Source organism: Castellaniella sp. S9, assembly GCF_027257175.1.
Taxonomy (GTDB): domain Bacteria; phylum Pseudomonadota; class Gammaproteobacteria; order Burkholderiales; family Burkholderiaceae_B; genus Castellaniella.
Map to the genome: position 1 here is coordinate 1 of NZ_JAPFGD010000007.1, position 19,279 is coordinate 19,279.

The 19,279-nt window shown below is 60.6% G+C and carries 18 protein-coding genes; 4 read left to right on the forward strand and 14 right to left on the reverse strand.

Translation table 11 applies throughout. From position 1 onward, the window contains the following. Positions 1-261: 261 nt before the first annotated feature. Positions 262-654 (forward strand): copper-binding protein, encoded by a 393-nt coding sequence (locus OOZ48_RS12235; protein WP_269498716.1) that lies wholly within the window; start codon positions 262-264, stop codon positions 652-654. A gap of 50 nt (positions 655-704) precedes the next feature. Here the strand turns inward: OOZ48_RS12235 and arsH are convergent, their stop codons facing one another. From arsH to glmS, 10 genes are all read right to left on the reverse strand, one after another. Continuing rightward, positions 705-1,466, reverse strand: a complete 762-nt coding sequence (gene arsH / locus OOZ48_RS12240) for an arsenical resistance protein ArsH (protein WP_269498718.1) — start codon at positions 1,464-1,466, stop codon at positions 705-707. Continuing rightward, complete coding sequence (gene arsC / locus OOZ48_RS12245; protein WP_269498720.1) at positions 1,463-1,888, reverse strand: arsenate reductase (glutaredoxin); 426 nt, start codon at positions 1,886-1,888, stop codon at positions 1,463-1,465. The genes arsH and arsC overlap by 4 nt, the downstream gene beginning before the upstream one ends. A gap of 9 nt (positions 1,889-1,897) precedes the next feature. Further along, positions 1,898-2,968 (reverse strand): ACR3 family arsenite efflux transporter, encoded by a 1,071-nt coding sequence (arsB, locus tag OOZ48_RS12250; RefSeq protein WP_269498722.1) that lies wholly within the window; start codon positions 2,966-2,968, stop codon positions 1,898-1,900. Positions 2,969-3,098: 130 nt separating this feature from the next. Further along, positions 3,099-3,596 carry an ArsI/CadI family heavy metal resistance metalloenzyme gene (locus tag OOZ48_RS12255; protein ID WP_269498724.1) on the reverse strand — a complete coding sequence of 166 codons (498 nt, stop codon included), beginning with the start codon at positions 3,594-3,596 and terminating at the stop codon, positions 3,099-3,101. Beyond that, complete coding sequence (locus OOZ48_RS12260; protein WP_269498725.1) at positions 3,593-3,928, reverse strand: ArsR/SmtB family transcription factor; 336 nt, start codon at positions 3,926-3,928, stop codon at positions 3,593-3,595. Before OOZ48_RS12260 ends, OOZ48_RS12255 begins: the two co-directional genes overlap by 4 nt. 200 nt (positions 3,929-4,128) lie before the next feature. Next, positions 4,129-4,461 (reverse strand): hypothetical protein, encoded by a 333-nt coding sequence (locus OOZ48_RS12265; RefSeq protein ID WP_269498727.1) that lies wholly within the window; start codon positions 4,459-4,461, stop codon positions 4,129-4,131. 651 nt (positions 4,462-5,112) lie between these two features. Continuing rightward, positions 5,113-5,964, reverse strand: a complete 852-nt coding sequence (locus OOZ48_RS12270; RefSeq protein ID WP_269498729.1) for a metallophosphoesterase — start codon at positions 5,962-5,964, stop codon at positions 5,113-5,115. Positions 5,965-6,020: 56 nt separating this feature from the next. Then, on the reverse strand, positions 6,021-7,775 hold the full coding sequence (locus OOZ48_RS12275; RefSeq protein ID WP_269498731.1) for an AAA family ATPase: 1,755 nt from the start codon (positions 7,773-7,775) through the stop codon (positions 6,021-6,023). A 30-nt stretch (positions 7,776-7,805) separates the two neighbouring features. Next, a complete protein-coding gene (locus tag OOZ48_RS12280; protein WP_269498734.1) occupies positions 7,806-8,195 on the reverse strand; it encodes a hypothetical protein in 390 nt (129 codons plus the stop codon). 811 nt (positions 8,196-9,006) lie between these two features. Then, complete coding sequence (gene glmS, locus OOZ48_RS12285) at positions 9,007-10,839, reverse strand: glutamine--fructose-6-phosphate transaminase (isomerizing) (RefSeq protein WP_269498737.1); 1,833 nt, start codon at positions 10,837-10,839, stop codon at positions 9,007-9,009. Between the two features lie 203 nt (positions 10,840-11,042). Between glmS and OOZ48_RS12290 the strand changes: the two genes are divergently transcribed. The 3 genes from OOZ48_RS12290 (at position 11,043) to OOZ48_RS12300 (ending at position 14,573) form a co-directional block, all read left to right on the forward strand. Continuing rightward, positions 11,043-11,519 (forward strand): Lrp/AsnC family transcriptional regulator, encoded by a 477-nt coding sequence (locus OOZ48_RS12290; protein WP_269498740.1) that lies wholly within the window; start codon positions 11,043-11,045, stop codon positions 11,517-11,519. Between the two features lie 297 nt (positions 11,520-11,816). Further along, a complete protein-coding gene (locus OOZ48_RS12295) occupies positions 11,817-13,361 on the forward strand; it encodes a DEAD/DEAH box helicase (protein WP_269498742.1) in 1,545 nt (514 codons plus the stop codon). 33 nt (positions 13,362-13,394) lie between these two features. Further along, entirely contained in the window at positions 13,395-14,573 is a 1,179-nt protein-coding gene (locus OOZ48_RS12300; protein ID WP_269498744.1) for a class I SAM-dependent methyltransferase, read from the forward strand. 33 nt (positions 14,574-14,606) lie between these two features. On the opposite strand, the gene OOZ48_RS12305 is transcribed toward OOZ48_RS12300, so the two are convergent. The 4 genes from OOZ48_RS12305 to OOZ48_RS12320 all read right to left on the reverse strand — a co-directional run bounded on the left by OOZ48_RS12305 (position 14,607) and on the right by OOZ48_RS12320 (position 19,081). Then, positions 14,607-15,119: a hypothetical protein gene (locus tag OOZ48_RS12305; protein WP_269498747.1), complete on the reverse strand. Its 513-nt coding sequence runs from the start codon at positions 15,117-15,119 to the stop codon at positions 14,607-14,609. Positions 15,120-15,130: 11 nt separating this feature from the next. Further along, positions 15,131-16,801: a hypothetical protein gene (locus tag OOZ48_RS12310; RefSeq protein WP_269498749.1), complete on the reverse strand. Its 1,671-nt coding sequence runs from the start codon at positions 16,799-16,801 to the stop codon at positions 15,131-15,133. Between the two features lie 116 nt (positions 16,802-16,917). Continuing rightward, on the reverse strand, positions 16,918-17,430 hold the full coding sequence (locus tag OOZ48_RS12315) for a hypothetical protein (RefSeq protein WP_269498750.1): 513 nt from the start codon (positions 17,428-17,430) through the stop codon (positions 16,918-16,920). A 10-nt stretch (positions 17,431-17,440) separates the two neighbouring features. Next, complete coding sequence (locus OOZ48_RS12320; RefSeq protein WP_269498753.1) at positions 17,441-19,081, reverse strand: hypothetical protein; 1,641 nt, start codon at positions 19,079-19,081, stop codon at positions 17,441-17,443. Positions 19,082-19,279: the final 198 nt, after the last annotated feature.

A 19,279-nucleotide genomic window follows, 5' to 3' on the forward strand; every position in this document is an offset into this window, starting at 1 on the left:
TCATCGGAATCGATGGTCACACCACCGGAATAGGTGGTCACGATGCCGGAATCAGGGAAAATCAGAGGGACCGGGCTGCCTGGTCACGATCACCGGAATCGGTGGTCACAATCATCGGAATACGCACTTGTCTATGTTTGTGATTCCCGCAGCCTGGTTTTTGCTGCAGCGGCGGCGCATCCACCGCTCTTGACTCAATTCGTCATTGACACGACGTCTGTCTGGCACGAAGGTGCCACCCTTTTCACTTTGGAGAAAATTATGAACAAACTAGCCACTCTCTCAATTGCAGTAATTTTGACCTTCGGAATGGCTCCTGCAGTCTTTGCTGGCGATGGTATGAAAATGGATATGAACGCAGCTGGCGACATGAAAATGGATATGATGGGCATGGGCATGGCCACACATGACACCTCAGCTTCGCATGCAGACATGGATCTAGCCGAAGGCACCGTTCGCAAAGTTGATCGGCAAACTGGAATGGTGACCCTTGAGCATGGCGAACTCAAAAATGTTGGTATGCCGCCAATGACAATGGCCTACAAGACCAAGGACGCTGCGACGCTCCAGCAGGCCAAAGAAGGCGGAAAGGTGAAATTCCGCCTGGAGAACATCAACGGCGCGTATGTCATCACGACGTTAAAAAATCAGTAATCTGAGAAACTTGAGCACCATCCTAGACAGTAAGGGATGGTGCTTTACAGTCACTCAACCTCGCTCACTATGCCACTGACAACGACTTCCTTTTCGTGGCTCATAGCCGCCGCGATGAGCGTTGACGCCATTTTTGGGGCAGCTTCCTTCCGCTCACTATACCGATCAGTCAGATAATCGGAGCGGTCCCGAACCAGCAATGTGAACTTGTACAGTTCCTCCATGACATCCACGACGCGATCATAGTACGAAGACGGCTTCATTCGGCCATGCTCGTCAAACTCCTGGTAAGCCTTGGCCACCGAAGACTGATTGGGGATCGTGACCATCCGCATCCAGCGCCCGAGGATGCGTAACGCATTGACTGCATTGAAGGACTGCGAGCCGCCATTAACCTGCATAACAGCGAGCGTACGACCTTGCGTGGGACGCACGCCGCCGCTTTCCAAGGGCAGCCAGTCGATCTGATTCTTAAACACGGCAGTGAGCGTGCCATGCCGCTCGGGACTACACCAGACTTGGCCCTCAGACCATTCGGATAGCTTTCGAAGCTCAACAACCTTGGGGTGATCGGCGGATACGCTATCAACGACTGGCAAGCCGTGCGGGTCAAAAATCCGAGTTTCAGCGCCAAGATGCTGCAAAAGCCGCTCGGCTTCTAAAGTGAGCAGTCGGCTATAGGAGGTCTCCCGAAGCGACCCGTACAACAATAGAATGCGAGGGGGATGTTGGCTAGGCGCCAGTGACTCCAGCTTACTCAAGTCAGGTGCATCCAGCACTGCAGGAACGATGTTGGGTAGTGTTTCGATCATTGGCTTACCCTCTGGCCTGCTGAGTCGATCACCACTTCTCCATCCTCCTTGGAGAAGGCGCCTTGCTGGGGAGAAGGCAGAATCTCAAGCACGAGCTCTGATGGCCGGCATAGACGCACGCCAAGCTCTGTGACGACGAACGGACGATTAATCAGGACCGGGTGAGCCAGCATGGCATCCAATAATTGATCATCGGTCAGATCGAGGTTATCCAGACCGAGCTCCGCATAAGGGGTACCTTTTTCTCGGATCGCCTGGCGCACCGATAGACCCGCCCGGCAAATCATGTCTTGCAGTTCAGCGCGTGTCGGCGGTGCGCTCAGATACTCGATCACCTGCGGTTCTATGCCCGCATTGCAAATCATTGCCAGCGTATTGCGAGAGGTCCCGCACGCGGGGTTGTGATAGATGGTTGTAGACATTGTGAATCCTTAGCTTGCCTTTGCTTCATACCAGGGGCGTGAGCGATTAACGATGCGAACCACGACAAGCATGATAGGCACCTCGATGAGCACGCCGACCACGGTAGCGAGTGCCGCACCTGATTGGAAACCGAACAGGCTGATGGCCGTAGCCACAGCCAGTTCAAAGAAATTGCTGGCGCCGATCAGAGCCGATGGACCTGCTACACAATGGGCTACGCCCAATCGGCGATTCAGGTAGTACGCCAGACCCGAGTTCAGCACGACCTGAATCAAGATAGGAATAGCTAGCAATAGGATAATCAGCGGTTTTTCAACGATCGCATTGCCCTGGAAGCCGAACAGCAGGACCAGCGTGACCAACAGTGCAGCGATGGAATACGGGCCCAATGCGCTGACCACACGCTGATACGTCGCTTCTCCCCTGGAGAGCAGCAACTTACGGATCACCTGCGCGATGAATACCGGGATGATGATGTACAGCACGACCGATGTAATCAGCGTATCCCACGGCACCGAGATCGAGGAGAGCCCGAGCAATAGTGCGACGACTGGTGCGAACGCCACGATCATGATGGCATCGTTCAGTGCCACCTGGGATAGTGTGAAGTAAGGGTCACCTTTGCATAGCTGCGACCAGACAAAAACCATCGCGGTACAGGGCGCGGCTGCCAGCAGAATCAGGCCCGCCACATAGCCATCGAGTTGATCTGCGGGTAACCAGCCTGCAAACAGGTGGCGTATGAAGATCCAGGCCAAGAGCGCCATCGAAAACGGCTTCACCAGCCAATTTACGAATAGCGTCACGCCGATGCCGCGCCAGTGGCTGGTTACCTGTCCCATGGCGGCGAAATCGATCTTGATCAGCATAGGGATGATCATGACCCAGATCAGTAGGCCCACCGGTAGATTGACTTGTGCCACCTCCACAGCCGCGATACCTTGAAATACCCCCGGCATGCCTTGGCCCAGCAAGATGCCCGCGACGATACAAAGCAGCACCCATACAGTTAGGTAGCGCTCAAAGAAGCTGATACCGCCGCCCTGCGGGAGAGCGGCTACTTGCGCGACCGAGCTCATTCCTTGGACTCTGCAGTTTGTTGACTGCTAGTGATATAGGCTCGGGGGCATGTTTTGCCCAGCACATTGAAAGTTCTGTCAGACATGATCGAATAGTGTTTTGAAGTCACGAGGGTTGGCTCATTGGGTCCTAGCAGCAAGCTGAGCCAGGTTTACAGCACGCATTTTCTACCTTGGGCTCCATATCGAAGGAACTCGGTACTGGTGTACAGCACACGCCACCGCTGTCTGTTGCCTGGCGAGACTGGCCATAGGTCGGTGCGCTCTCCAGCGTCTGGAATGACTCCCAGGCCACGCCTTGAGGATCAACAGACCAGTACTTGTCGGACTTCGCATAGCAGCAGGTCGTATTGCTTTGCTTCTGCAGAGGGAGGCTCGCACTTACCAGGCGATCTTGCATCTCTGCCAGCTCTTCATCGGTTTCCACCTGAATACCTAAGTGATCGACACCGAGCTTGTCTGGCGAAGTGCCTCGGACGGAGATCGCAAAACTCACCCGTGGGTCGTCAAGCGCCCATTTCGCATAGTCTGATTTGACCGTTGTGGGTTCGGCTGCAAAGAGAGCTGAGTAGTAGCGGATGCTGGCCGACAGGTCGGCTACCGCGACATGGACATGAAAGCGCTTCATGATTTGGACTCCAATGAGGTGTCACAGCTGGTGATGGGCGAGCACGGATTGCCGCCGCAGCAGTTTTCCGTGAGGTAACCAAGCAAATCGTTCATCGTCTCGTAGCGTGCTGAATAAATAATCGACCGCCCATCCTGACGACTGGCGAGCAATCCTGCCCGGTGTAGCTCTTTCAGATGAAAAGACAACGATGAGGCAGGTATCTCCATCAATTCCGCGATGCGCCCTGCAGGCAGGCCTTTTGGCCCGGCTTGCACCAAGAGGCGATAGACCGACAAGCGAATCGAGTGAGCCAGGGCGGCAAGCGCCTCAAGAACTGAATTTGTTTCCATATTTCTACTATAGTCGAACAATAGAGCGCTTGCAACCAATTTATGGAGCTTTGGTCAGAAGTATCTAGCTCAGGGGCTCAGCAGCAATTTTTCTCGAAAATATTCCGATATTTCCACTGAACCGGTCGAGTAGATGCTGTAAGTTGTGCGCCATCCCATGCTGCAAAGGGATGACGCCTCTTTCGCCTATACGAGCCTAGCTATTTAGACGTAGACGAGGACGGTGCTTCAAGTTTATCGGCATATTTCATCATAATCTCGCCCATGGAGCGCATCATCTCGCCATGCATCTGCATCATGACTTTTCCGTTGGGCCCTCCTTCCGCACCCATCATCGGACAACCGCCCATCATTCCCATCATGCCACCACGCATCATATGGCCCATTCTGGGCGTATTGCCATCCTGCATCATCCCTGATGCATTGGGCATGGTCGCGGTGCTATCACCGCTAGGTGTCGCTGCAAAGGCTACGTTCCCCATACCCAACAAAAGAACAGTAAAAGATGTAATAAGCAATCTCGTCGTATTCATGTATATCTCCTAGATTCAATTAACTCCACGCGCGGCCCTGCGGATTACGCAGGCGCCAATTCGGAAAAACTCGTTAAATAAATATTCTGTGCGTACGCGGTGGCGGAGGCATAACATCTGGAAGAAACTGATCGGGAAGAGAATTGCTGGGCACAGCATAAGCCATCGAAACAGCTATAGCTGCCAATTGAGGTTTGTCAGGTAGTACAGCCACCATGCATGACAATGACATGCATGCCCCGCTGTGAAACCCCGGCAGGGCCGTGGCAATAGGCATTTGCCCATTATGCAAGTTTTCATGAACATCTCGACCGACTACTACCTGAGCCTCTGTAGACATTGCCATCATCGGCATATCAGGGCATGCAGTCGCCTGTGCGATGGATCCGAATAGAGATATCCACGCGATCAAAATGCACACAAAAGCTTTGCTCCAGATCATTCGATTAGTATAGGCTCCTGGCCGACATACTACATAGCCAGTCCATTAGGAGCCTTCGCCTTATTGCCAAAGCTATCTTTTTCATTTGACACTTTCTTTTATAAAAGTCGTGCTATCCAAACGCCGGAAAGGCCCTAAGCAGCCAGATTGCAAAACGCACCTTTTGCCTTTGGTTTCCTATGTGCATGTTTCGTCGGTGGCGTGAGCCATCAAGGCTCGTCACCAGGCGTCCACAGGCCAAGCCACTCCCGCACCTCCTGGTGATGTAGCACCAGCAAGCAGCTACCCGGCTTTCTAGCGTAGGCACCCCGATCGATGTACAGATGAGACTCATGCAGCACCATATGTTTCAACGGCGTATGCCCCGCATAGGTAAGCGCGAGCCCAGAATGCCATGGCTTGTGGCTAATCGTTAGTTTCCCATACGGGGTAGTTATCTCGGATGTCTCACGCGACTTAACCTCTCGAATCAGCCGCCTTCCCCAGGCGAGCGGCTCGATCATCGTCGCGAGTATTTCATCATTGATCATCGCATCGGTCAGCACCTGTTTTAGTGACCTACTCTCCTGGCCTTTGAGCCAAGCACTGACTTCATTTACGTGCCCAGTCATCAGCTCTGCATGCGCGACATGAAATCGCGCCGTGCCCTCGCCCACCGTGATGACGTAGGGAAGTTTCGCTGCCCTAGGCACCAAATCCTCCCAGAGCTCATCCTGATCGAACTTATTCAGATCCAATACCCAGCGCCCTCCGTTGCCAAAGAACAGATCTGCAGTTCTCCCATAGGCATAAGGGGTAGCCGGGTCGGCATAATCGATGAGCATGTCCTCGTGATTGCCTCGCACCGCATGAAACCACGGCTCACGCAACAGCCGCAGGCAACCCATAGAGTCTGGCCCACGATCTGCCAAATCCCCCACAGAAAATACTCGATCCCGAGCGGTGTCGAACCCAATTCGATCCAATTGCGCCTGAAACAGATCCAGGCACCCGTGTAGATCCCCGACTACGAAGTCGCGGCCAGACAAATTCTCAGAAAAGCGTTGATGTAAGACTTGCATAATGACTCGATTGTTTGAGTGCCCCGACCGGCCAATAACTGGCAGGCCGAGGCGGATTAATGCAGCGTGTAGACAGCGCCATTTGCCTCATCCCCGAAGAGATCAAGCAACGCACGGCGAAGCTCGCGCGGGGCAAGGCCGCGCAACAGTGCGGTCTGATGTGGAGTGACCATCAAAGTGCCTTCAGGCAGTCCCCAGCTACGTGCCAGGTCAGCAAGCAAACCCTGCACGATGCTCTCCGTGTGCTCTGGCCCAGGGGGTGGAAAATACACCGGACGCAGACGTGAGAGCAGCGGTTCTGGAACCTTTGCGAGCGAGTTACTTGTGGCGATGTATAGACAGTACGAAAGATCACATTCGGCCATGAGATAGATGTCCTGGTACCGTTTGGCATTGCCTGGCTCAAGCAGATCAAGCAGCGCCTCCTGGGGATCACCGCCATTACTGTGACCACCACGCGCCTTATCGATCTCATCGAGCACAAATAAAGGGTTGGCGACGCGGGCTTGCTGGATGAATTCCAGCATCCGAGAGGGGCGATTACTTGCCCAGCCCCGCGCCACCCCCTTCAAGACCTTGACGTCGGCCATGCCCGCAAGATTGATGACCGTATTGGGCGTACCCAGCAGGTCACTGAGGCGCTGCGCAAAGCGCGTCTTGCCCGTGCCCGGCAGTCCCGCCAGTAAGATAGGAGACAAGCCTAGGCGCACTGCTCCGTGACGCCGCCGAGCAAGCAGATCGCTCATCACGGTACCAATTGCCTCAATGGCCCAGGGAAACTCTACCTCCAGAGCACGACGGATTGCCTCCAACCCCGTGAGGTCAGGCAAAGAAGTGAGTGCTACCGGTCGCCGCAATACTTCATAGCGCTTCAGATAGTCCTTTTCCGAGCGATCAGAGGTGTCCGGGATTTCGCCACGGATCACAATAATCTGACCACCCTCAGAGACAAGTGAATCAACAGCTACAGGAGCCCTCACATAGTCGCCTCGCCCCTGCTCCAGGTCATCCAAGCGCATGAAGACGGCCAACTGCTGCTCGACGAGAGCCATACGGTACGCTTGCGGATCCAGAACGTGCTCGGGCGCAGCGACAATCAGGCGGTTCCACAGCGGTTTGAGCCAGGCAAGCGCTGCACGACGTTGTGGCAACGGCGAAACTCCAGTGAGTCTTTGTTGCTGAGGTAGCAGTGTCAGGTAATTCACCACGCAGGCTAGCGCACAGCCAAACGCCTCGGTCCCCCATCCAGTAAAGTCGCGCTGCACATGACGCAAGGCAACGCGCGCACCCATGCACCAAGCCTCGCAAATTCTATCGCTTGGGCTGGGTGCCGAAGCTTCTGGTTTCGAGTCCCACACGAGCCTGGGCAGTGGGTCCTTCTCTAGGCTAAATTCGACGCTCTGGTTAGCCTCAGCCAAGAGAACGTTGGCGTAGGCAAGCCCACCGATCACACTACCCAACTGGCGCGCCAGGCGAAACCATTCGATGGGATGGCTTACGCCACGTGCGTACAAATCAACTTTAGAGTGGCGCGACAATACGAAATGCCCGAGCACCACCGCTGCATTAGCTCGGAGGTGGCGTGACAGCTTCTGGTTGGACACTTCCTCAAGGCTCCCCCTGATACGTACCAAACCTCTTGAGCACGGCCCCTCGCGCAAGTACAAAAGCGTGAATAAATCATCGCCAAAAAAATTATTCATCGGTGCCTCAGGCGCTTGGGCGATCCGTGCCTCATCGCCCAGCACTTGCTTGCAAGCTTCGTCGTCCAGACATTCAGACAAGGCCTCGGCAAAATCTTTCTGTTCCATGATGTTTCTTCCTATTCTTATATTTAGTCTTCAAGGGTCAGTCGCACTACACGCGGCGCATAACGTGACAAACCAGCCACCGCCAGTGCGATGCTCACCTGGACACCCACACCGCTCACAGATATGAGTGCTTGCAGCCTCAGCCAGCGCCACTGCCTCCCGGATTACGCCCGAGATCGAGGCATCAGCCCCCTTCAACTCGTAATAAAACCGCAGGGCGCCAAACTTCTCTTTGACCTGTACAACTTGCATGCGAGCGCTCTGGGTCTCGCACAGGATTGAATCGATACGGGCACACAGTATGGCCACCAGTTCGCTCCAGCCATCGCTCACCTCAAAGCCCCAGGGCAAGGGGCCGCGCGGAAAGAGTTTCGGATAAAGGTTGGGCAAAGCATCCAGACGAGCACGGGCCTCGGACATGATGTGTCTCCGATACAAATGGGTGGCAAATAGGCGGAAATCGTGGCTGACGACCGATACTGCAACCTGTGTCAAGATGACGGGGCTGCCTACGGGCGGTCAGTCAGTTAGCGTATGTTGGGCGGTATGGATGACATGAGGGGGGCTCCAATTAGTCTTGTAATCTTGGCGGAGCCCATAAAAGCAACAAGCCCCGCAATAGTGGCGGGGCTTGTGGATGACGGCATTAAAGCGTCACAACATCATGTCCCCGCACACACGGCCGTAAACGGTCGATATGACAGCGATCGTCATCGTCCAATTCTTCGGTGTGTAGCATTCGTAGCGGTTCATGATGGGTCTCAGTCGTTGTTTGAGAGACGGGAGCGGCAAGTCGAAACGTTGCCCCTTAGTAATAGCCTATCAAATATGCATGGACTTATGCAAGTTAAATGGTCATACCGAGCAAATAAAGGAAGCGGTACGTCGCAAAAACCACACTCCTAAATGCCTGGATGCCCCTGCAAAACCTCCACACCTAGCGCATAAGTCAGATACTGTGCTTCTAGAACATCACTCAAGCTTAGTACAGAGCATCCTCACAGCCACAGATATCTATGGAGACGCTGACAATTCTGTACGAAGCAATAGGACTGATTGACAATCCGTAATCAAATTTTTTCAGCATCTACAAAATAATCAAAATTAAAACAACTTATACGCTTGTAAGACGGAATTAACAGACGATAGAAGGAAATAGCAATCGACGGACTTTATTTCCTACCGACAGACTTTATTTCCTCCCTTCATGCGTTGAGTGCCGTCCGGCGGCCTATTCCACCGTCACGCTCTTGGCCAGATTGCGCGGCTTGTCCACATCCGTGCCGCGGGCGCAGGCCGTGTGATAGGCCAGCAATTGCAGCGGCACGGTATGCAGGATCGGCGACAGGCGCCCGTAGTGCTCGGGCATGCGGATGACGTGCATGCCCTCGGCGCTGGCGATGTGGGAATCCGCGTCGGCGAATACGTACAGTTCGCCGCCGCGCGCACGGACCTCCTGCATATTGGATTTCAGCTTTTCCAGCAGTTCGTCATGCGGCGCGATGGTGATCACCGGCATGGCGTCGGTCACCAGGGCCAAGGGGCCGTGCTTCAGTTCGCCGGCGGGATAGGCCTCGGCGTGGATGTAGCTGATTTCCTTCAGTTTCAGCGCACCCTCGAGGGCGATGGGGTAATGCATGCCGCGCCCGAGGAACAAGGCGTGTTCCTTGCTGGCGAAACGTTCGGCCCAGGCCATGATCTGGGGTTCCAGGGCCAGGACCGCGGAAATCGCCGCCGGCAGGTGCCGTAGGGACTTGATGGCCTGCGCCTCGGCGGCGTCATCCAGGCGGCCGCGCGTCTGGGCCAGCGCCAGCGTCAACAGGTATAGGGCGGTCAACTGGGTGGTAAAGGCCTTGGTCGAGGCAACGCCGATCTCGACGCCCGCGCGGGTGATGAAGGCCAGCCGGCATTCCCGCACCATGGCGCTGGTGGCGACGTTGCAAATGGTCAGGCTGTGCGCCATGCCCAATTCCCGGGCGTGCTTCAGCGCCGCCAGGGTGTCGGCGGTCTCGCCCGACTGCGAGATCGTCACGACCAGGGTGCGTGGATCGGACACGCTGGTGCGATAGCGGTACTCGCTGGCGATCTCGACGTTGACCGGCACGCCCGCCACCGACTCGATCCAATAGCGCGCCGTCAGGCCCGCGTAATAGCTGGTCCCGCAGGCCAGGATGAGGACCCGGTCGATGGCCTGGAAGACCTCATGGGCGCCGTCGCCGAACAGTTCCGGCATGATCGAGTCGATGTCCTGCAGGGTGTCGCCCACGGCGCGCGGCTGCTCGAAGATTTCCTTTTGCATGAAATGCCGGTAGGGGCCCAGTTCCGCCTCGCCGGTGTGCGCCTGCACAGTGTGGACAGTCCGCTCGACGGGACGGCCCTGGCCATCGCTGACCCAGACCCGCGCGAGTTGCAGGTCGACGACGTCGCCGTCCTCCAGATACATGATCTGGTCGGTGGTGCCCGCCAGCGCCAGCGCGTCGGAGGCCAGGTAATTGCCGGCGGCGCCGCGCCCCACCACCAAGGGCGAGCCCTGCCGCGCGCCGACCACGCGGTGGGGTTCCTCGGCGCAGAACACGGCGATGGCATAGGCGCCTTCCAGCCGGCGCGTGGCCTGCTGCACGGCGGCGAACAGATCCCCATCGTACAGGTGGTCGACCAGGTGGGCGATGACCTCGGTGTCGGTCTGGCTCTCGAACACATAACCGGCCGACTGCAATTCCGCCCGCAGGGTGTCGTGGTTCTCGATGATGCCGTTGTGCACCAGTGCAATGCGCGCCGCGCCTTGGGTGGATCCCGAAAAATGAGGATGGGCGTTGTGCGTCACGGGCGCGCCATGCGTCGCCCAGCGGGTATGCGCAATGCCGGTCAGGCCTTGCAACCCGTCCCGGTCCGCCTCGGCGATGAGCTCGGCCACGCGCTGCGTGCTGCGCACGCGCCGCAGGCCGGTGCCGGTATGCACCGCGACCCCGCAGGAGTCATATCCCCGGTACTCGAGACGCCTGAGGCCCTCGAGCAGGATGGGAACGATATTGTCTTGCGCCACAGCGCCTACGATGCCGCACATGGATGCCTCTGCCGGGTCAATGGATGATGAGGGCCATTGTCGTTGAACTTCTATGAAATTAGATTTCCTATTTCTCTATTTTATGAAATTAATGGACTCATATAAGTCATAATGAAATTTAATTTCATATACAATTTATCCATGAATAAAGCATTCAATTCTGTTTCATCTCCCCAGGAATGTTTCATTCCGAAAACCAGACCATGCCGTCACCCGACCTGAACCTCGACGATCTCGATTTGCGCATCCTGGACCAGCTGCAACGCGACTGCAGTCTCAGCAACCAGGCGCTGGCCCAGCGCGTCCACGCCTCGCCGCCCACCTGCCTGCGCCGCGTGCGCCGCCTGGTGGAAAGCGGCGTGATCGAGCGGCAGGTCGCGATCCTGAATCCCGCCGCCTTGGGCGTAGGGCTGACGGCCATCATCGAGATCACCCTGGACACCCAGGCCGCCGAGGACCTGGATGCCTTCGAGGCGCGCATCGTCGCCGATCCGGCCATCGGCCAATGCTACCGGGTCAGCAGCGGTCCCGACTTCATCCTGGTGGCCCAGGTGGCGGACATGGATGCCTACCAGGCGCTCGCGCGGCGGGCCTTCACGGGCGATGCCCGGGTGCGCAACGTACGCAGCTTCTTTGCCACAGCGCGGGGCAAATTCGACACTCGCTATCCAATTTCTTGAAACCTCGGGTTATCCCTGGGTTATACTGCCGGGGCTGCAAGACTCTTGCGGCGGCATCCGGGTGCCGGGATCGGCCCCCTACGCAGCACCGTCGGCGCATACGCAACACGCCGATTCCCCATGCCGCCCATCATCGCTTCCTGACCCCCTGGCCTTTGTGTCGCGCCCGCATCCCTCGATGCGCTGCGCTATGAGTAGGTTGATCCGGTCGGCACGATGCTCCATCAACCTGCTCGAGGCGACCCTTCCCTATCCCTCGCGCATGCCTGCCATCGCTTGCATGGCATGAGGATCTGTATGTCTTTTGAAACACTGGGCCTAGGCCCCTCCCTGCTGTCCGCCCTGCGCGCGGAAGGCTTCGACACGCCCACGTCCGTGCAGGCGGCCGCCATTCCGCAGGCCCTCGCCGGCCGCGACCTGATGGTGTCCTCGCAAACGGGCAGCGGCAAGACCGCCGCCTTCATGCTGCCGGCCCTCGAGCGCCTGTCGCACCGTCCCGCCCAGGGTGGGCGCGGCGTGCAGGTGTTGGTCCTGACGCCGACGCGCGAGCTGGCGATGCAGGTCGCCGACGCCACGGCCAGCTATGGCCGCCACCTCGAGGGCCTGCGTGTGACCACCGTGGTGGGCGGCATGCCCTACGGCCCGCAGATCAAGGCGCTGGGCCGCCGCGTGGACGTGCTGGTGGCCACGCCGGGCCGCCTGATCGACCATCTGCAGGCCAAGCGCGTCAACCTGTCGACCGTCCATACCCTGATCCTGGACGAGGCCGACCGGATGCTGGACATGGGCTTCATCGAGGACATCGAGGCCATCGTCGCGCGCATCGGCGCCGAGCGCCAGACCCTGCTGTTCTCGGCCACCCTGGACGGCACCGTGGCCAAGCTGGCCGCCGGCATGATGCGCGATCCCCAGCGCATCGAGATCTCGCACGCACACCAGCGGCACGCCAACATCACCCAGCACCTGCTGTATGCCGACGACAAGGCGCACAAGCTGCGCCTGCTGGACCACTTGCTGCGCGACACTGAACTGGACCAGGCCATTGTCTTTACCTCGACCAAGCGCGGCGCCGACGACCTGGCCGACCACCTGAGTGAAAACGGTTTCGCCGCCGCCGCCCTGCACGGCGACATGAACCAGCGCCAGCGCACGCGCACCCTCGGCATGCTGCAGAAAGGCCGGGTGCGGGTGCTGGTGGCCACGGACGTCGCCGCACGCGGCATCGACGTGCAGACCATCAGCCACGCCTTCAATTACGACCTGCCCATGCAGGCCGAGGACTATGTCCACCGCATCGGCCGCACCGGACGCGCCGGGCGCGACGGCCAGGCCATCACCCTCGCCGTGCATGCGGAGCGCCACAAGGTGCGCCGCATCGAGCATTTCATCGGCCAGTCCATCCCCATGGAGACCATTCCCGGCCTGGAACCCGTCCGCAGCGTGCGGCCGACCTACCGGGACAAGCCGCGCGGGGCGCGCCCACAGGGCGGCAAGCCCTGGCACAAGGGGGGCGGACAATCGGCCAACGGTGCGGCGCGTGCGCGCAAACCCTGGCACAAGGAAGGCACCGCCGCCGCCGGCTCGGATCATGCCCGCAAGCCCTGGCAGCAGGACGCGCCCGCCGGCGCCCGCGTGGACCGCGCCGAGCGCCCGGCCAGGCCGGACTATGCGGCGCGCCCGGGGCGCTCCGCACGCGGCGAGCATGCCGAGCGCACGCGTACCGATCGCCCGGCTTTTGCCGCGCGCACCGACAAGGCCGGCAAGGTCGGCGCCAAGTCCGCCTTCAAGCGCGAGGCGCGCCGCAACGACACCAAGCCCGCGCAGCGCCCCCGCTTCGCCTGACCGGCACGGCCGGGGCCTGATATCCTGTCGCGCATGGATTTGCCCACCGTCGCCATCCCATCCGGCCTGCCGGTCCCCGGCGGGGACGCGCACGCCCACGGCCTGCGCGTACAAGCCATACTGCGCGAACGCATCCAGGCCGCCGGCGGCTGGCTGCCCTTCGAGGACTGGATGCAGGCGGCGCTCTATGCCCCGGGCCTGGGATACTACAGCGCGGGCAGCGGCAAGTTCGGCGGCCCGGGCGATTTCATCACCGCCCCCGAGGCCGGACACCTGTTCGGCCAGGCGCTGGCCCGGCAGGTGGCGCAGGTCCTCCAGGCCTCAGGCAGCACGGAGGTCCTGGAGTTCGGCGCGGGCTCCGGCGCCCTGGCGGAAACCCTCATTCCCGCCCTGCACGACCTGGGCCAGTCCGTGAACTATCGCATCATCGAACTCTCCGCGGATCTGCGCGCGCGCCAGGCCGGACGGCTGGCGCACTGGGGGGATGCCGTGCAATGGCTGGATGCCCTGCCCGAGGATTTCAGCGGTTGCGTGATCGCCAACGAGGTCCTGGATGCCATGCCGGCGGCGCTGCTGCGCTGGAACGCCGAGGGCGCCGTCGAGGTCCTGGGCGTGGCCCTGGACGGCCAGCCCGACGCGCCCTGCCCGTTTCGCTGGGCGGTGCGCCCGGCCCCGGCCGAGCTGGCCGGCAGCCTCGCTGAACGCATGCCGCCCCTGCCGGGCTATCGCACCGAGCTCAACCGGCAGGCCGAGGCCTGGGTGCGACACATGGGCCGGTGGCTGGCACGCGGCGCGGCGCTGCTGATCGACTACGGATTTCCGCAGGCCGAGTTCTACCATCCCCAGCGCGCCCAGGGCACCTTGATGTGCCATTTCCGCCATCACGCGCACGATCAGGCGCTGATCCTCGCCGGACTGCAGGACATCACCACCCACGTGGATTTCACCGCCATGGCCGATGCCGCGCTGGCGGGCGGCCTGGACGTGCTGGGCTATGCGTCGCAGGCGCGCTTTCTGATGAACGCGGGCCTGGCCGGGCTGATCCAGGCACCGGGCGAGGACCCCGCGGCGCGGGCCCGCCTGCTGGCCGAGGTCAACACCTTGACGTCCGAGGCCGAGATGGGCGAGCTGTTCAAGGTCCTGGCCGTGGGCCGCGGCCTGGACGAGCCCCTGCTGGGCTTTGTGCGCGGGGATCGGCGCGACCGCCTGTAGGTCCGTCAGCGCAGCGGCGCACCCAACGACGCGCTATTCGGCCGCCGGCAGGATGACCAGGGGATCGCCTTGCGAGGTCACGCCGGATGTGCCCGGCGACGGCAGGGCTTCTGTTTGCCCCTGGCCGTTGAGCTTGCGCGCGTCGCGGGCGGCCTTGCCGGCCGTCACGCGGATCGAGATCGCGCGGCTGCGCTCGCCCTGCGTCACGAAGACGTTCAGGTAGTGCACGCCGTCGGTGACCGCCTCGACGGTCGGCGCATCGGTCGCCACGCCTTGCAGGTCGCTACGCAGCTGCACCGTCGCCGGCGAATGCAGCAACAGGCCTTCCTCGGGACGGTATTCGACGCTCAGCACGCTGTCGGGCCTGCCGGCGAACCGCAGGTCCAGGCGCGTCTGGACGCCGACGGACAAGGGCACCTCATCGGCCCGCTGCACCGACACCGCCGCGCCGGGCTTGGGGGTGATGGCGTGGGCATGGCCGCCGCCGTGGCTGACGCCCGTCAGCGCGAACAGGGCGATACCGATCGCCAGATGCTGGAGTTTCATGGCGAAGGTCCTCATGGTTTTTTGGTCAGGGTGACAGTCTGGCAGTATGCCGTTCCATCATTGCGCTGATCGATCACCGCCATAGTGTAAATGCCGGCGTCCAGGCTCACATCCACCGTGCCGCCATAGCCCCCCGCCCTCGGCCCCTCGAACTCCAGTTCAAGCTTCGATACACCACGGGAAGACAGATACAGTCCGGCCTGTTCGTCTTCTTTCAGATCCGGCGGAGCCGGCGCGACTGGATCCGGGTAGAAGGTCAGCGTATAGTCGCCCGCGTCTGCCTCATCGATCGTCACGCGCCGGAACTGATACCGGCCCAGCTTGTTGTAATCCTGTTCAAGCAGATACGTGCCGCAGATTCTCTCGCCCGCAGCCAGCGGGAAATCCTTATAAACCGGCACGACGAAATCCTTGCCATCGGCGGCAAGAGACCCCGGATAGGTCTGTTCGTCACCCCAGATATCAAGTTTGGCCCCATTGACCATGCCGATATTGGCCAGCAAGGTGTCGGTCAGGCCTTGCCCTGCCCCATCCACGACCCCACGCAGGTAGGTGGCGAACGAGAACAGACTGGTATAGGCCGGGGTGTCCTTTTGCGGCCCGACCATCGTCTCGTAGATCGCGCCGAAGCCGATCGACGGCGCCTTGTACATCTGGTAGAGCATATGCTGCACCGAGGCCTCGTTGAACCAGCCAGGCGGGTCAGCAGGGTCGGCGGGGGTGTTCAGGTCCATGACGACGCCGCCCTTGCTTTGCTGAGGCCCCTGGGTATCGGCATAGATCGGATCGTCGCGCACCATGCCGGCCAGGGCATTGCCCCAGCCCTCGCCGAACGACACCCGCATGTCAAGAAGATCCCCGCCGCCATGCGACCCGCCGACACTATCGGAACGAGAGAATTTCGCCTCGAAATAGTGCCCCCATTCGTGCACGACCACCGCCGTATCGTATTCGTCGGTGTCGGAATCCTCTTTTCCGAGGATGTAGAGCCCCGGATGGTCGGTGCCCGGCTGCCAGTGGCTGGTGCCGATCTCGCCGATGGCCTTGTCGCCATTGGCCGATCGGTTGTGAATGCTCCAGTAGGTGTTCATGGGCGCAAAGACCGCGTCCTGGTCGACGGCCAGAACCTTTTGCATGCCCGTGAAAATCTGGTCCAGGATGGCGAAGGGCGCGGCGGAACGCGGGTTGCCATACCCGGCGCCCGTCCATCCCGAGGCCGCATGCAGGTCGCGCGACAGATGCGCAACGCCGGTGTTGAATGCCTCGCCTTGCACCGCATAGATGGACGCCGCCTTGTCGGCATAGCCGGGCGAGGTGTTGTCGCGTATGGTGAAATCCCAACTGGCGCCCTCGCCGGGCGCCTGGAACAGACGGGCGACCGCGCGCAGGCGGACCTGGGTGTTCTTGGGCACGGTGAGGACGTAGCGACCGTCGGCATCGGTGGCGCCCGAGGCCAGCTCCCGGCCATCGTCGTCAATCGCGGCCACCTGCACGCCGCGCGCCGGGCGGGCGACGGTCTCCGCATAATCCAGATAAGCAACATACGGGGTGACGGACGCGGCCACTGGCACGGAATCATAAGTCACCCGGCCGCTGAGCTGCACATTGGGGCCGAACACCGTGCCGCCGGAACCACCGGAGCCGTCGCAGCCGGCCAGCAGCACCGTCAAGGCAAGAGCCATGCAAACCATCCAGCGGAATCCAGACGGCGAGTGGGTCCGGTCGGTCGCAAGGCCGAGGGGCATATCGTCTTTGAAGGTCATGGCTTTTAGGAATGGGGTTTGGTGCGAAGAATCAATTACTCGGCCGCCGGCAGGATGATCAAGGGTTCGCCTTGCGAGGTCACGCCGGATGTGCCCGGCGACGGCAGGGCTTCTGTTTGGCCCTGGCCGTCGGGCTTGCGCGCGTCGCGGGCGGCCTTGCCGGCCGTCACACGGATCGAGATCGCCCGGCTGCGGGCGCCTTCCGTCACGAAGACGTTCAGGTAGTGGACGCCGTCGGTGACGGCCTCGACGGTCGGCGCATCGGTCGCCGCGCCCCGCAGGTCGCTGCGCAGCTGCACCGTCGCCGGCGAATGCAGCACCAGGCCGTCCTCGGGACGGTACTCGATGCTCAACACGCTGTCGGGTCTGCCGGTGAACCGCAAGTCCAGGCGCGTCTGGACGCCGATGGACAAGGGCACTTCATCGGCCCGTTGCACCGCCACCGCCGCGCCGGGCTTGGGGGTGACGGCGTGAGTGTGGCCGGCGCCGTGGCTGACGCCCGTCAGTGCAAACAGGGCGATGCCGATCGCCAGGAGTTGGAGTTTCATGGCGATCCCCTTATTGATCTACGCGGATGGTCCGGCATTCTTTCGCCGGGTCCCCCTGCACCCACACCGCATAAACCCCCGCCGCCAGGGTGTCCGTGGCCGTGCTGTTCTCTTTCAAAGCACCAGCGTACTCACCATTGAGATACAAGGCCGCCCAGCTCTCGGTGCCTGGACCCGAGAACGTCAAGGTGTAATCGCCATCGGCGGGAATCACCATTCGCAGGTACCGGTAATTGCCCAGTTTGGCGCTGTCCTGAGTGCCAAAGCCATCCGTTCCGCAGACCGCGACGTCGCCCGCGTCGACCACCAGATCCGTATAGATCGGCAAAACGATCGTTTCGTAGCCCACTGGCAAGGACTTGGGATCAACAGGATAGGTCTGATTGGCGCCCCAGATATCGAGGTCGACGCCATTGACCGTATAGATCTCGCCCAGCAGAAAATCGATCACGCCTCTGGACACCCCATTGGCCGCCTCGCGCAAATAGGTGGCGAACGAAAACAGGCTGGTAAAGGCCGGGGTGTTCTTTTGCGGCCCGACCATCACCTCGTAGATCGGCCCGAAGCCGATCGACGGCGACTTGTACATCTGGTAGAGCACGTGCTGCACCGAAGCCTCATTGAACCAGCCGCGCGGCTCATCGGCGGGGATCGTGTCCAGGTTCATGACCACGCCCGGAACGCTTTGCCGCAGACCCATGGTATCGGCATAGACTGGATCGTCTCGCACCATGCCGGCCAGGGCATTGCCCCACCCTTCGCCGAAGGCCAGGCGCATGTCCAGCCGATCCCCGCCGGTATGATCGCCTCCCCGGCTGTCGGAGCGCGACAGTCTGGATTCGAAGTAGTGCCCCCACTCGTGCACGATCACCGCCGTGTCGTATTCATCGGTGTCGACGTCCTCTTTCCCGAGGATGTAGAGTCCCGGCTGATCGGCGCCGGACCACCAGTGGCTGGTGCTGATCTCGCCCCGGGATTTGTCGCCGCCGTTCGGGCGATTGGCCACGCTCCAATAGGTATTCATGGGCGCAAAGACCGCATCCTCGTCCACGGCCAGGACTTTCTGCATGGCCGAGAAAATCTGATCCAGAATGGCAAAGGGCGCGGCCGAGCGCTGGTTGCCGTATCCGGCGCCGGTCCAGCCGGAGGCCGCATGCAGATTGCGCGTCAGATGCGTGGCGCCGGTGTTGAACGCCTCGCCCTGCACCGCATAGATCGACGCCTGGCCGTCGACATAACCCGGCGAGGTGTTGTCGCGTATGGAAAAGTCCCAGCTGGCGCCCTCGCCGGGCGCCTGGAACAGGCGCGCGGTCGCCCGCAGGCGGACCTGCATGTTCTTGGGCACGGTGAGGACGTAACGGCCATCGGCATCGGCATCATCCGAGGCCAGTTCCCGGCCATCGTCGGCAATGGCGGCGATCTGCACACCCCGCGCCGGACTGGCGATGGTGCCGGCATAGTTCAGATAGGCGCCCCGTGGAGCGACGGAGGCGACCAGCGGCACGAAATCGTAGGTCACCTGGCCGCTGATCTGCACATTCGGTCCGGGCGCCTCGCCCCCGGAACCGCCCGAGCCATCGCAGCCGACCAGCAGCACCGACACGGCAAGGGCCATGAACGTCATCAGGCGCGCGCGGGGTCGCAGGCGCATCGGCCCCCCGGCCGGCACGGCTCGCATGCATTGAATTGTCAGGGGGCGTCGTTGAAACCAGCGTCCTCTTCGCAAGCGAGCCTCCGCACAATGAAAATATAAGTATCAAATGAAATATTAAGTATCTTTTGTACTTAAATTGAACGTGGCGGTCAACGACTGATGGTATCTGCGTCCGATTCGCCACAATCGCCGGAA

Coding starts and splice junctions, on each gene's coding strand:
- OOZ48_RS12295 (WP_269498742.1), top strand. CDS start 11,817: ATGTCTTTTGAAACACTGGGCCTAGGCCCCTCCCTGCTGTCCGCCCTG.
- OOZ48_RS12300 (WP_269498744.1), top strand. CDS start 13,395: ATGGATTTGCCCACCGTCGCCATCCCATCCGGCCTGCCGGTCCCCGGC.
- OOZ48_RS12315 (WP_269498750.1), bottom strand. CDS start 17,430: ATGAAACTCCAACTCCTGGCGATCGGCATCGCCCTGTTTGCACTGACG.
- arsB (WP_269498722.1), bottom strand. CDS start 2,968: ATGAGCTCGGTCGCGCAAGTAGCCGCTCTCCCGCAGGGCGGCGGTATC.
- OOZ48_RS12235 (WP_269498716.1), top strand. CDS start 262: ATGAACAAACTAGCCACTCTCTCAATTGCAGTAATTTTGACCTTCGGA.
- arsC (WP_269498720.1), bottom strand. CDS start 1,888: ATGTCTACAACCATCTATCACAACCCCGCGTGCGGGACCTCTCGCAAT.
- OOZ48_RS12255 (WP_269498724.1), bottom strand. CDS start 3,596: ATGAAGCGCTTTCATGTCCATGTCGCGGTAGCCGACCTGTCGGCCAGC.
- OOZ48_RS12305 (WP_269498747.1), bottom strand. CDS start 15,119: ATGAAACTCCAGCATCTGGCGATCGGTATCGCCCTGTTCGCGCTGACG.
- OOZ48_RS12320 (WP_269498753.1), bottom strand. CDS start 19,081: ATGCGCCTGCGACCCCGCGCGCGCCTGATGACGTTCATGGCCCTTGCC.
- glmS (WP_269498737.1), bottom strand. CDS start 10,839: ATGTGCGGCATCGTAGGCGCTGTGGCGCAAGACAATATCGTTCCCATC.
- OOZ48_RS12290 (WP_269498740.1), top strand. CDS start 11,043: ATGCCGTCACCCGACCTGAACCTCGACGATCTCGATTTGCGCATCCTG.
- OOZ48_RS12310 (WP_269498749.1), bottom strand. CDS start 16,801: ATGGCTCTTGCCTTGACGGTGCTGCTGGCCGGCTGCGACGGCTCCGGT.
- OOZ48_RS12260 (WP_269498725.1), bottom strand. CDS start 3,928: ATGGAAACAAATTCAGTTCTTGAGGCGCTTGCCGCCCTGGCTCACTCG.
- OOZ48_RS12280 (WP_269498734.1), bottom strand. CDS start 8,195: ATGTCCGAGGCCCGTGCTCGTCTGGATGCTTTGCCCAACCTTTATCCG.
- OOZ48_RS12275 (WP_269498731.1), bottom strand. CDS start 7,775: ATGGAACAGAAAGATTTTGCCGAGGCCTTGTCTGAATGTCTGGACGAC.
- OOZ48_RS12265 (WP_269498727.1), bottom strand. CDS start 4,461: ATGAATACGACGAGATTGCTTATTACATCTTTTACTGTTCTTTTGTTG.
- arsH (WP_269498718.1), bottom strand. CDS start 1,466: ATGATCGAAACACTACCCAACATCGTTCCTGCAGTGCTGGATGCACCT.
- OOZ48_RS12270 (WP_269498729.1), bottom strand. CDS start 5,964: ATGCAAGTCTTACATCAACGCTTTTCTGAGAATTTGTCTGGCCGCGAC.